Here is a 13,516-nt window from a genome sequence, read left to right on the forward strand (position 1 = left end):
TCTCATCAACACAGAGAGCGCATCACATGCTGTTGTCTTTGATTTCCTTACAAAGCGGGAAGCTGTCGTCACAGTCGATCCTGCTGCTTATCGCGGGATTTGTCCTCGCGTGTTCATCGCAGTTACAAAATGCAAATGCCGAAGAACGTCCAAACGTGCTGCTGATCACAGCTGACGATCTCGGCCTGCAACTCGGCTGCTACGGCGAGACTGCAATTCAAACGCCCCACCTCGATCGACTCGCTGAATCTGGAACTCTGTTCGAGACAGCTTACGTCACCCAAGCATCCTGCAGCCCGTCGCGCAGCAGCATGTTCTCGGGAATGTATCCGCATACGAATGGGCAATATGGCCTCCTCAATGCAGATGTTGGTTTTCAACTTCACGATTACGTTCAGAAACAGACGATTCCCGTTCTACTGAAGAATGCCGGCTATCGCACCGGGATTATCGGGAAACTGCACGTCGGTCCTGAATCATCATTCCCATTTGATGAGCGATACCGAGTCGATGGCCGCGACGTTGAAAAGATCGCTGATACCGTGGCACCGTTCATGAATGAAGATGGACCGTTTTTTCTGATGGTGAATTACACCGACCCTCATGTTGCACGTTCAAGTCGGCAAAGCAATGAGCGGTATTTTCCGGACCAGTTGAACGGACATCCCAAGACTCCTAAGAAAGTTGGAGAAGTTCCACCTTTTCCGTTTCAACAGATCGACACTCCCGAACAGATGAAACGGGTCACCGGTTATTACAACACAGTCCTCCGGCTCGATGACGGCATCGGACTACTGATGCAAAAGCTCGAAGACTCCGGAAAGAGCGGTGAAACACTCGTCATCTTTGTCGGAGACCACGGCCCTCCGTTCGATCGAGGCAAAACGACTTGCTACGAAGCTGGCTTACGCGTTCCGTTCCTCGTTTCTTGGCCACAAATGCAGCAAATTCCGCGATCGTCTTCGTTCGTCAGCACTGTTGATATTCTGCCGACGATCCTCGATGCAACTTCCGTCGATCAGCCCGAGAATATCCAAGGCAAATCGCTTCGACCTGTTCTGACTGGAAACGATCCATCGTGGCGTTCATTCCTCGCTGCCGAATTCCACTATCACGGATCAACTCCATTTTTCCCGCGAAGAGCCATCCGCGACCAGCGGTTCAAGTTGATTCACAATCTTCTCTGGGACTCCAGAAGTCCTTCGCAAGGAATCGATGGTGACAAAGCTGCTCGATTCAGCAAGCAAGAATCGGTCCCTTCTGAAGTGAAGCAAGGTTTCGAAACCTACGCCGCCCCCACCGAGTTTGAACTCTACGACTTGGAGGCTGACCCCTGGGAATTCCGAAACCTCGCCGAGTTGCCTGAATATCAATCGCAACTCACTCGGATGCAGGATGCGCTCATGAACTGGCGGAAAGAAACGAATGATCCGCTTCTGACAGAAGAAGGAACCAAGCCAATCGCTGAGTACGAGAGCCAGAAGCGGAGGTAGTCTGCAGTATTAGAGCATGTCTTCATTTGGTGCGCTCGAGTAAGCACAGCCTTTTATCGTGTGAAAGAGCGCAAGCGAGTGCACAGGTAAGATCAACTTGCTCTAGCGGCGACGCCACAAGTCATCGAGATTCACATTCAGTCCCGCCAGAACCGGTTGGATGTCCTTCAAAAATCGACGGGCATCCATCGGGTATCCTTTGGTGGGACGAATCTCCGGAACGTGTCTCTTCCAGTATTCGTTGAACTGCATCATTGCCAGTTCGCGAAAGTACTTCGCGACGATCGACGCAGCCGCCACCGGAAGATGACGTTCCCCCTGCACCTGAAATCGAAGCTCGGTTGAGCCGACTCGGTAGCGGCTCATCGGGCGACCTTCTTCGATCCGAAAGATCATCGCATCACCGACAATTCCCGCGATGAATTCATCATACCTGTTTCGACCGCCATGCTTGTCTCCCACGATGACTGTCGGCGTGATGGAGTCCGATTCCCACACCGACTGGAGGAGTTGAAACCCAAGCGTGGACAGCACAACTCCCTTGCTGCCGTGTTCATCGAGCAATCGATTGAATCTCGCTGCCGGAACAATCTGAGCAACGAATTTCTGACAGACAATCCCCTGCTCTGCAAAACAATTGCTGAGCCGATCAGCCATCTCCGCGATGTCATCATCGTCCGCTTCGACAGGAATCGTGATCGGATCTCGATCCCATTCCGCGAGTGAACTGTCAAAGTCGATCGCCTCATCCTCATTGCGCGGACACAATGCCTGCCAAAGTTCATGGATCGTCGTCGGCTGAATTCCTGTCGATCGCAGCAGACTCAGCGCTGACCGTTCCAGGTTTCGAAAAGCGTCCCGTCCGACATTCACCTGCTTGGAATCGGCGACCTGAATTCTCGACGAATCCGCCGGTGCATTGAGATCAATCACCTCCTCGAGACAGGTATAGAAGTCACATTCTTCCGGAGGATTCGGCGTTGTCCAGACAGATGTTGCGATCACCAGCGGACCAAGATTTGGACCATACCCCGCCTCGTCCAATCCGATAAAACGACCACTCTCCATCGAACGCGCGCTCATTGTCTCGTCAGTCAAACTTTTCGATTCAAATTTATTTGCCGATACAAAACCGACTGAACACTCGATCAAGAATGTCATCGGTGTAAACAACACCAACAATTCTTCCGAGATGGTCCAGCGACTCGCGAAGCTCCATCGAAATGAGTTCATCGCCCGCTTCTGATGCCATCATGTCGCGTGTTCTCTCCAGCGACTCAACCGCTCTGCTCAAACTCTCACGGCAGCGCGCCGAAGTCGACGCCAACAGTTCCACTTCTTCAGAAGATGTCGACAGCTGATGTGAAATTCGCTTTAGCAATTCCTCCAAGTGGAGATTCTTCGAGGATGAAACGGCAAGTTCTCCATCAGCAGAAACAGCATCGCTCGGCAGCAAGTCCGCTTTGGTCTTCACTTTTAAAACAGAAACGCCCGACTCACTGACCTCTTCCAGAAGTTCGGAATTCGTTGCCATGTCTTGGTCGGTCAGATCAACCGCTTCGCACCAGACAACTAGATTCGCACGTCGATACTGATCCGCCCGCTGATCTCCAGCTTGTTCCTCAATTGCATTGCGACCAATTTCCCAACCGGCTGTGTCAATCAGAGTGAATGAGGTTCTTCCGGATGTCATCTCACACGAAAGGTAATCACGCGTCGTCCCGGCAATCTCGGAGACAAGTGCTCGTTCACTATTCAGGAGCGCGTTGAACAATGCACTTTTTCCGGCATTCGGCAGTCCTGCCAACACCACTCTGGGCAGCCCCACACTCTCCATGCGATCAAGTGATTGAGCCAGAAGTTGATTGAGAAACGCGATCGAGTGATCGATACGCCCTAAGAACACGGACCGCTGGACGAACTCAATATCTTCTTCAACAAAGTCCAGCCCAGCTTCTAGATCCGCGAGGTGAATCAGGAGTTCTTCGCGAAGTTCGGCGATCTTCGTCGAAATTCCCCCAGCGAGTTGCTGGAGAGCGAGTTCGAGTTGATTGCTGTTGCCAGCATCAATTACTCCCAGCACAGCTTCGGCCTGAAGGAGATCGATTCGCCCGGACAAAAAAGCTCGCAGCGTAAACGCCCCCGGCTGAGCGGGTTTGACATCCAGTGCGAAGACCAGCTCGAGAATTTCATTCAGCAGCGGCGGAGATCCAACGCAATGGATTTCCGCGAGAGGTTCTCCAGTAAAGCTTCGATTCGTTGGCCAGAGATAGACATCGATCGGTAACTGAAGATCGGAATCTCCCAGAGAAACGGTCTGCGAATATCTTCGAGCATGACGCGGATGAAAGTCAGCCTGACCTGTCAACTGCTTGATGACGCTCAGCGTCTTCTGACCACTGACACGGATAATTCCACGTTGCGAACGACCAGGAGCAGAGGCAATCGCTGCAATTGTTCCTTCTGTGGCTCCATCAACAGTCATCGTTCAACATTCGTTTTCTAGAGCATGCTGCCATTTCGGGGGAGATACAAACCGCTCCGAGGATAGCGTCTCCTCAGATTCACTAAATCGACGGGCACACATCTTCGCAGAACAATAACGGACGCGGAGAAAGATATGCGATCGAGAATAGGAAAACACGCAGCGAACGATCAGTTCGGGATCAATGAATCGAATCCCGGAACATCACGAAGTGCATCGATATCCGGGTCTTTCCGCATGAGGTCAAACTCTTCGAATCCGAATTCGATCGATTCTCGCAGCTTCTGAATGGCTGCCTCCTCGTACTCTTTGATCGTCTCGCGAGTCTCGTCGGACTGCGGCTGCTTCCGCAGATACTCGATCGCCCGCCCGTAAACGCAAGCTGTGTTGTAGTAGTAAACGTTGTCTTTGGGAAACTTGTCGATCGACTCAAGTGCCAATTCGACAGCTGCTTCGGTTTCTCCCTGGATCGCCATCACAATGCCCAACCCGGTGATCGCTTGCCCGTCGAAATCGTCGAGTTCTAGGGCGACCTTGTACGCTTCTTTGGACTCGTCGAAGCGTTTCAACTTCAACAATGCATTCCCTTTTCCATGGAATGCCGTTCCAAGTTCAGGATCGATTTCCGCAGCGAGTTGAAAGTACTTGAGAGCGTTCTCAGCGTTCTCCATCTGAGAGTGATAGTAAGCTGAGTCGATCGAATTCCAGGCGGGCGAGTTTCGAGCCCAGAAGTACAACCCGGCATGGGCAGCACTCAACCCCTCGTCGTTTCCTCCCTGATACATTTCAGTACGAAAGTCTCGCAGCAGGTCTCTCGCATACATCGTTCCAATTTGTCCGATCGCTGCACAGACAACCGGGAGTTCAGACGGATCAGCGTCGGACAGATATTCGTAGAGCGTCTCGGTCGCCTCATCGCTGCCCAATCGAGTCAGAATGGCGATGCCCGTGCGACGCACGTCATTGTGTTCGGACTCCAATGCGAGCTTGCTCATCGTGACAACTTCGGGAAGTTCGAGTTGATCGACAAGATTCAAAAGTGACGCTTGTTCATCGGGAGTGAATTCGTCGTACAGCGGGAACAAACGCCGCACGTCTGAATCGTCTCCGACCGTCCCCAACAAAGTAATGAGCTGCAGTCGCTGTGAACCGTCCGCCTTAATTCGATCGACGATGACCGTCGCCGCTCGAGTGTCCCGGTTGTCCTCGATGATCGACATCACCGACGAAGAGGCTTTCCCCTGCGATAACATTTCGAGAGCGTATTCGTGAGCGATGCGATTGCTGACGACATCTCCCCGAGCAGCCAGCGCTTCAAACGCAATGAGCCGAACTTCTTCAGAAGGATCAGACAATCCTTTCTCCAGAATCAGCATAATGCTCGGATGACCGACATCGACGAGACTCTTCAACGCAGCCGCGCGAACCAGTTCGTTCTCGTCCTCAAAACTCGCTGCCAGAAATCGGGTCCATTCCGGACGAAAATTTGCGCTGAGTAATTCAATCTGTTGTTCGAGTGGAATTTCGAAAGCGTCCTCGGAAAGAAGTTGCCGGACTTCGCGGACCATTCCGTAATGATTCGATCGCAACATCGACTGAAACGCTGCGACGGATTCACGGGAGTTGCCTTGAGTGGCGACTTCGGTGAGAAGCTCCCAGGCACGCGGATCGGTTTGCTGACTCATGGCCAGCAGGACGTTTCGCCGATCGCTTTCGTTGCCGGATTCGTAAAGCTTCAAGAGAGTCGAAAACAGGTTCTGAAAAGCTGCGGTGTCACGTCGCGAACTTAGCACGTGAAGCGCCGCCGACCGCGACAGTGGATGCCCCGACCGAATTTCTTCACCGATGAATCGCGGTCCCATCACTTCGTACAGCGGACGCAGAACTTCATCGGCGGCTTCTTCGGAAGTTTCGAACAGAACCGAATCGTAATCATCATCAAACTGAAATTCGGGAACATTCTCTTCCGGAATCTCAGCACAAACGAGTTGTTCAAACTCAGGGAGCTGCGGCATGAATTGATAGACACTCCGAGTCTGACCCGGATTCGCAGCTGTGAACAACAGCCAGTCCATCAGATTTTCTTCGACGGTATCAGCTTCACTCTCCCAGCGAACGAGAAACCGGCGGGTGCCAGTATCGATCATTTTCTGAATCTCATCGATCAAGTCCTGTGCATTGATCGAATTCAGCTCACCAAAAACGCTCAGCATTCCCAGCGAATTTGCAGCACCGAGAGTTTCGCCCTGCAAACCGAGACGGGACTTTTGTTCAGATCGCAAATCGTGAGTGATTGTGGCCCGATCCCGAACGGGAAGTTCAAGTTCCATACTTCCAATCGTCGGCACACGTTGGAGGTTGGTGAAAACTGCCCAGAAAGCGACAGCTTCTCCCGCAGGCACTTCGATCTCCGGAGGAGTCTCAATGTTTCGAATGGATTGCGGCTCACCCGCAATTTGAACGGTCAGGATTCCTCGCTGTTTCGAAACATCGTGAATTGCATAGGTTTGCCCCCAGGCAGAGAGGGTCACTTTATCGCTCTCAACGACGACGGCCTCGGTGCCTTGGTTGATCACATTGATGTGACAGGTGAGGTAGAAATTCGTCCCGCTGTCGAACGAATTGACCGCCCCCAGATCGAGTTGATTGACCCAGATCGACAATTCGCCCCGGTCCTGAACTTGGACAGCCCCCGGAAACGCTCGAATTCGGTCGATTTCTTCCAGAAGCTCGGACAGCTTAACCTGTTCGAAATTCCCTTCGCTCTGCGGAGATGACTCGTCGGCAGCTCGAATTCCTCCTACCGCTACCAACAGTTGGAAAATCAACAACAATGAAAATGGCGAGCGTCTCATGAACACCACAACGACAATTCAAGAATTTAGGAGGAAGTCTTGTGTCGGTATTGTAGATCAGAAGAGTCGAAAATTTCTGCGCGAATTTCTCGTCGATTGCCTAAGTCGCCAAGATCTCGCCGGAATCAAGTAGTCATCCGCTCGAAGGTCGCTGCTTTGAGGAATCCGAAACCGGCGTGTGCCCATCGCACTCGACAACCGGTTGGCGAGGGTAGCGCGGATAATTCTTGTGCTGTTGCGAATTCTCGCACAAGTAAAATCGCGAACCGGTTCCGGACACCACGATCCGCAGGTGTCCGCAAGAATGACAGAGTGTCGACAATGTCACCGGAACATTCATCGCACTCCATCCCCTACAGCGAGTCGATTTCCATTCGAGAAACAGTCACCCATTCGAATCAGACGAAACTGGTATTACGAGGCGGATTCAGAATGGGAATGCGTTTCGAAGACCTGTTTCATCTTGCTCAATCCGGTTTGAAGAACCTGTCGGGGATCTTCTGCCCAGTAGCTCTTGTTGAAGAGTTCAAGCGAGACAGCTCCCGAGAACCCGATTTGATCAAGAATGTCAACGAGCAACTGCCATGGAGCAACACCGTCTCCGGGGTAAACTCGGTCCCCGTCGCCCAGCTTCTCTCGGTCTGATGCGGCAGGATAATCGTTGAAATGGAAGCAGTGAATTGCGGATCCATTCAACAAGCTCAAGCCTTCGAAATCTGAGCCCCCACGGTAAATGTGATAGACATCCGGCAGGACGCACGCATCCTGATCGCCACTCTCGACCGCAACAAAAACAGCTTCTCCGAGCCGAGACAGATTTCGCGACGGCCCCCAGATTTCAACTTGTGGCGTCACACCCATTTCTCGTCCCAACTCGAGCAGCACTGCGTAGCGTTCCGCAGCTGCGAAGAGATCGAGTGCGGCCGAATCCTGACCGTGCATTCCGACAGGAGGAGCTGCGATGCGCGTTCCGCCGATGGCACTGACTAGTTCCATGTCGCGTTTCATTTGCTCAAGCCCTTGCTCGCGTTCGCCGGCATCATCGACGATCCACCGTGCAAACCCGATCGCGCTTTCGACTTGAAGCCCTTTGTCTGCAATCTTCTTCTTCAAGTCAGACAGAGACTTACCTGACTGCTGATAGCTTTCGATTTCACGAATCCATGGCTCGATTCCGTCGTAGCCCACTTCAGAAACGAGGTCAATTTCCTCTTCGAGGGAAAGGTTCTGACCGCGAATCGTGCTGGTGTTCAGGCAATAGCGAATTTTCTTTTCGGTCGATGTCTCGTGGCTGCGAACAATTCCGGGGGATGACACAAGTCCGGCTGCTGCGATTCCACCCAAGCCAGTCAAGCATGTCCGACGTGTCACTTTCATTTCCGCAACCTCTTTCAGTCTTTGCAAAGGGAATCCCGGGAAGCCATCTCTGAACTGCACAATCACGATTGCCGATCAAAATCATCGGTCAGAATTGTAGCTCCCGCCGCTGGTCGCTGCATTGAACAGAGGCGGAGAATTGTGTCAGATGGCAACAACTAAGTTTCTCAAAGCACGTGTCTATTCACACCTCGACAACGAAGGAGTTCGCATGCAGCGAATTGACCGCCACCCTCAACCTGTCGCCAGGCTTTGCTTTCAACTGGAGTGGCTGAAGCCGGTCCTCGGCAGTCTCATGCTGAGTTGCTGTCTCCTGCCATCCTTCGCTGCCGCTCAGGAGAGCTCACCAATGCGCGTCTATGTCGGCACATACACACGAGGTGACAGCCAGGGAATCTACACCTTCACTCTCGACATGAAGACAGGAAAGCCCAGCGAACCCAAACTCGCCGCAGAGCTGGCCAATCCTTCTTTTGTCGCGATCAGCCCGGACCATCAATTCCTGTACTGCGTCAACGAAGTCAGCGACTTGCCGGGCCCGCGTGGCGAGAAGGTGGGGGGAGTGACATCGTTCAAGATCGACTCCGATTCAGGTGATCTCACCAAGTTGAATAATCAACTCTCCGGTGGAGCGGGTCCGTGCCACCTTGTTGTCGATAGCACCGGTCGATGTTTGGTCGTCGCCAATTATGGAGGCGGAAGTGTCGCCAGCTTGCCGATTTTTGAAGATGGATCGCTCGATGAAATCACGTCATTCATTCGACACATTGGATCGAGCGTCAATCCTCGACGCCAGGAAGCTCCGCACGCGCACTCTGCGAACATTGACGCCAACAACCAGCGTGTTGTCGTGGCGGATCTTGGGCTCGACAAACTTCTCGTCTACCAACTCAATCCCGAAACCGGAACGCTTTCGCCGAACTCGCCACATTCTGTCAGTACCCAACCAGGCGACGGACCACGGCACTTCTGTTTCCATCCAAACGGCAAATTCGCCTACAGCAATAACGAACTGAGTTCGTCACTCACAGCATATTCGTATGATCCTGAAAGTGGAGAACTGTCACCGCTGATGACGAAATCGACACTTCCGGGCAATCGTGAGTTTGAAGGCAATTCGACAGCCGAAACACTCGTTCATCCGTCGGGTAAGTTTGTCTACGTCTCAAATCGTGGACACAACAGCATCGCTGGATTCCGGATTGACGACGACGGAACGATTGAGCCGATCGGACATACATCGACTGAAGGCGAAATCCCACGAAATTTTGGAATCGATCCGACTGGTACGTTCCTGCTCGCAGCCAATCAAAACTCGGACACAATCGTCGTCTTCCGCATCAATCAAAAAGACGGCTCGCTTGAACCGACTGGCAACGTCGTGAACGTTCCGACTCCGGTTTGCGTCAGAATGATCCCCATCGACTAAAGCTGGTTGCACTTCCCTATGCACTCGCTGGCGCGTTCTCACTCGTTAAAAACGCTGAGATTGCACGTGCGAGCCTTGCGACATCAGAAGCCACTCACCTCAATCATCGATCGAGGCGAAGTGGCTTCTGTCATTCCTACTCGGCAGCAATATTCTCGAAGAACTTCACGCTTTGATCGGGGAAGTCGCTGAACACGCCGTCGATCCCCGCCAAAACTGCTGCCTGATGCATCTGGGCGAATGACTTGAACATGGACGAAAACGCGTCCGCTCGAAAGGTCCACGGATGTACAATCAAACCCGCGGCATGGGCATCGACGACGAGACTCGAACCGATTGGCACGCCGCCCAGTGGATCTTCGAGGAAAACGGCATCGATCGATGGACCAATCCCGTCGGCGTACTCAGCGACGGTCGCCAACCGTTTTCGGCGTTCGTCGGCGGCGTCCGTTTTCGTCATCCAGTCTGCTGAGGAGAACAATTGAACCAGCGTCAAATCACAACCGAGTTCCTCGCGGACTCTCCTCAACTCAGTCTCATCAAAACACTGGACGACGGCTGGAGAAGTTTTTGAGGAGTAACCGAACTTGCCCAACTCTTTGAGAACGATTCCGGCAAGATCCTTCCCTTCGTCGTGATGAAATTTGGGTTGTTTGAGTTCCGGGTAAATCGCGACTGACCGCCAACTGCTCTTGTTGAGCCCCTGAATCATTTGAATTTCATCGGCGAGCGTTGGGACCTGAAACGTTCCGGTATGAGGGGGAAATCGATCAGGAAATACAGCCTTGCCGGTTCGATGGTGAAACCGTTCAGAAGCTCTGAGCGACTGAATTTCTTCTGCCAGAAAATCGATTGCATAGAAGCGTCCGTCGGAGCGTTTGCGATCAGGAAACCGCTCAGCGACATCCGTTACGGTGTCGAGGTGAATGTCGTGCAGCACGACCGGCACGTCATCTTTGGATAAGACAACATCCTGCTCTAAGTAGTCGGCCCCCATGGCATAAGCCATGGCTTTCGCTTCAAGTGTATGCTCAGGCAGATACCCTGACGCTCCACGATGTGCAATCACTTGAACCTGTCGAACGCGGGCCATTCTGCTTTCCTTGAACAAGATTGTTTTCGTCTGAACTCTGGCGAGTGAACTGATCCAGCGAGCATCCGTGCGAGACCGGATTCTTCAACTCAAAAGTCTGGCCACATCAATTAGAGCATCTTCAAATCTGGTTTGAAGAGATTCGCACGAGCAACCACTGCTTTCATCGAAAGAAACAGTCTCACACGATTGCTAAGAACCCATGAAGACCATTGAGAAGACTGCCATGTGCAGATCAATTCTCATTCGCATCCCGAAGAATTATGGCTGCGCAACTCCGCCGATCTGGGCTTGAGAACGGAAGTTTCTTCCGCGATCGATCAAATTGAGTTCCTCGTCGATCGGTTCCCTGCGACGCGCCAAATTGTAGGTGAAGTCGTGCCGATCGGTGACATGTCCGAAGAGAAAATGGTTCGTGAAGAAGTCGATCGGAATTCGCTGCCCGAGCGGAGCTTCGACCGGCTGATGAACCCGCATCGTCTCATATCCCGGAGCAGAGAGTGAGATCTCGTGCGTTCCGTAGTAGTCAAAGTCCATCGATACGGGAGTCAATCCGATACGTTTGCCATCGACCTCCACCAAAGCTCCCGGAGGATTCGACCGGATCGTCATTCGACGACTGACACACCCCGAACTCCAAAACGACGCAAGGAGGAACAATCCCAGAATCGCCATTCGATTCAACGGCGACGCGAGTGTCGGTTTCAGAGAGTTTGCTGACGGGGAAAACATGACCGAGTTGTCGGTTGTGGCGTGACTACGCATGGGGAAGGACGATAACGCGTCGAGAGTTTACTTCGGTCCCCGGTTTTTCACCAAGAGGAATTCCGAAACACCGTAAGCCCCTGATTTCAAACAGATTACAGACCAGTGACCGTCTGGAACCGGTTTGAGTGACGGGTTCGAGAGAAAATTATCTATCTGAGAGCAATAGACTGACTGCCAACAGAAAGACAGCCAGAGAAAGCAGGTCAGCCCAGCCGAGACGATCACTTCTCCGGGTTCGGCGAAAGTATTCAATCATTCCTCCGGTCGGACAACCAAATCGGCAATACGCCATCGGAATAAATAGAGATGCAATCAGTCCACCGATAAAAACGGCAATTGTCGCCGTTCCAGCGATCTGAAACACGAAGGCATCGAAGGGTTCAATGTCGACCAGACTGAACGGCAAGTCGAAGAGCGTCACAATCGCCACCCATGCCAACAGCACTCCCGGCAGAAACCGGGCCCAAGAGCGAATTCGTTTGTTAACGGAAATCTGCCACGGCAAGCGATTCCTCGCCAACTGTTGAATCGCCCCGAAAGCACACAGGTGGGTGCAGTACACATTCTTCTTCGCCAGAATCGGAACGGAAAACGCAATTCCTGCCATGACGATCAGGCGGACAGCTGACGTTCCGGGAAGTCCATGTCGAACCCAGCCGACGAGCATCGCTTGTGATAGTAGATCGCCGTTTACAAATCCGAGATAGACCACCAGACAAATCTGATAAACGACACGAATCCAACCCTTTCCTCGGAGAGGCGAGAACGCCAAGCCGGTCCCTACAAACAGAAATCCCAAGGTCCAAAGATCTCGGGACGAGATCACCCAGGCTGGTTCGGATTCTGCAGGCTCGTTCGATTCCTGCTTGAGGCGTTCGAGTTGTCCAGCTGCTTCGATAATCCCCCGAGCGACAGCCATGCTGGTCCAGGTCGCTCCACTGACTCCCTCAATGCCCTGCTCTTCAAGGTCATAGTCGCTCACTTGTTTTAACGTCAGGCCCGAAAAGAGCTCCGGGAAAGACCAGTCTTCATTCAGATAGGACGTGTAGGGCTCGTTGTCATAGCTGTCATGCAAAGCGAATCGCTTGACCGTTCCATCGGCATCAAGTGCGATGAGAGCCTGCGAGGGACCTTGATATCCGACCACGGATTCGGCAAAAGGAGAAGTACTCACAACCTCGCCGATCAGTTCGCCAGCAGCACTGCGAATGTCCCAGCGAGAACTCTGTTCCTCTTGAAGAGTCAGGGTCGCAGCTTCGGGAAACAGTTCCGATACATCTTCCAATTTGAGCGATTGGTCGAACTTCAAGCGAGGTGCACTTCCCCCAGCCCGAGCGACGAGTGCTTCCGCGATGGCATAGCTGGTCAGCGTGGCTCCCGATACCGCATCAACACGCGGCAGATCGGCCACTTCGTTCCAGTTCTTCCCGAGAAATTGCTGCCAGTATTCTTCGGAAGCGAGCACAACATCGACATGCTCGCGAGTGTCACGGCTTTGCAGAACATCGAGGCCGACAATCTCGAAATCGCGATCCAATGCCACGAGAACGTTGGTCGGGCCGGAAAATCCGATCGAACGATCTCCCTGCGGAGATGTCATTGTCACATGTCCGACGACCTCTCTCGAAGCATCAATGACGTCCGTCATCCCCGTCTCAGCATCGTATTCCCCAATAGCTCCGTCAGAAAACCATTGCGAGAGGCGTTCCAAGTCGACTTCCAAATGAGTCGGTTCCGGAAACTGCGACTGTGACTTCGAATGAATATGTATCGTCAGCAGCGTTGCAGCAAACAGCAAGACCCGAATTCCGTGAACAACCCATGCCTTCCAGCGTGCTGGAAGTTCTGGGTTCGATTTTTCGATGATCGGAAGATTCAAGGCCGGTCAAGCGGAGAGAGGAGACGGGAAATAAAAAGGGGCGACGAAAAACAATGTGCAATCATTAGGAATGACGCTCGCTCATTCTGGGCGACAACACAACGTTCAGCAACACCAACCCTCGCATGCGATTCGGT

General features: G+C 52.7%; 9 protein-coding genes. 2 read left to right on the plus strand and 7 right to left on the minus strand.

Annotated elements, in window-relative coordinates; genetic code table 11:
- The first annotated feature begins 26 nt into the window (after positions 1-26).
- Positions 27-1,493 carry a sulfatase gene (locus AB1L42_RS16525; RefSeq protein ID WP_367058236.1) on the plus strand — a complete coding sequence of 489 codons (1,467 nt, stop codon included), beginning with the start codon at positions 27-29 and terminating at the stop codon, positions 1,491-1,493.
- 102 nt (positions 1,494-1,595) lie between these two features.
- Here the strand turns inward: AB1L42_RS16525 and AB1L42_RS16530 are convergent, their stop codons facing one another.
- From AB1L42_RS16530 to AB1L42_RS16545, 4 genes are all read right to left on the minus strand, one after another.
- Positions 1,596-2,576, minus strand: coding sequence for a hypothetical protein (locus AB1L42_RS16530; RefSeq protein ID WP_367058240.1), 981 nt, complete (start codon positions 2,574-2,576; stop codon positions 1,596-1,598).
- 31 nt (positions 2,577-2,607) lie between these two features.
- Positions 2,608-3,978 carry a tRNA modification GTPase gene (locus AB1L42_RS16535; RefSeq protein ID WP_367058243.1) on the minus strand — a complete coding sequence of 457 codons (1,371 nt, stop codon included), beginning with the start codon at positions 3,976-3,978 and terminating at the stop codon, positions 2,608-2,610.
- A gap of 170 nt (positions 3,979-4,148) precedes the next feature.
- Positions 4,149-6,833 (minus strand): HEAT repeat domain-containing protein, encoded by a 2,685-nt coding sequence (locus AB1L42_RS16540; RefSeq protein ID WP_367058246.1) that lies wholly within the window; start codon positions 6,831-6,833, stop codon positions 4,149-4,151.
- A gap of 414 nt (positions 6,834-7,247) precedes the next feature.
- Complete coding sequence (locus AB1L42_RS16545; RefSeq protein WP_367058249.1) at positions 7,248-8,210, minus strand: sugar phosphate isomerase/epimerase; 963 nt, start codon at positions 8,208-8,210, stop codon at positions 7,248-7,250.
- Between the two features lie 148 nt (positions 8,211-8,358).
- On the opposite strand from AB1L42_RS16545, the gene AB1L42_RS16550 reads away from it, so the two are divergent.
- On the plus strand, positions 8,359-9,639 hold the full coding sequence (locus AB1L42_RS16550) for a lactonase family protein (RefSeq protein ID WP_367058252.1): 1,281 nt from the start codon (positions 8,359-8,361) through the stop codon (positions 9,637-9,639).
- Between the two features lie 136 nt (positions 9,640-9,775).
- Here the strand turns inward: AB1L42_RS16550 and glpQ are convergent, their stop codons facing one another.
- From glpQ to AB1L42_RS16565, 3 genes are all read right to left on the minus strand, one after another.
- The gene (glpQ, locus tag AB1L42_RS16555; protein WP_367058255.1) at positions 9,776-10,750 is read right to left on the minus strand and encodes a glycerophosphodiester phosphodiesterase; all 975 of its coding nucleotides are present in this window, start codon (positions 10,748-10,750) and stop codon (positions 9,776-9,778) included.
- Between the two features lie 243 nt (positions 10,751-10,993).
- The gene (locus AB1L42_RS16560; RefSeq protein WP_367058258.1) at positions 10,994-11,464 is read right to left on the minus strand and encodes a PEGA domain-containing protein; all 471 of its coding nucleotides are present in this window, start codon (positions 11,462-11,464) and stop codon (positions 10,994-10,996) included.
- A gap of 181 nt (positions 11,465-11,645) precedes the next feature.
- The gene (locus AB1L42_RS16565) at positions 11,646-13,379 is read right to left on the minus strand and encodes an FMN-binding protein (protein WP_367058261.1); all 1,734 of its coding nucleotides are present in this window, start codon (positions 13,377-13,379) and stop codon (positions 11,646-11,648) included.
- Positions 13,380-13,516 lie beyond the last annotated feature (137 nt).

It is taken from the genome of Thalassoglobus sp. JC818 (assembly GCF_040717535.1).
Classification (GTDB): Bacteria; Planctomycetota; Planctomycetia; order Planctomycetales; family Planctomycetaceae; genus Thalassoglobus.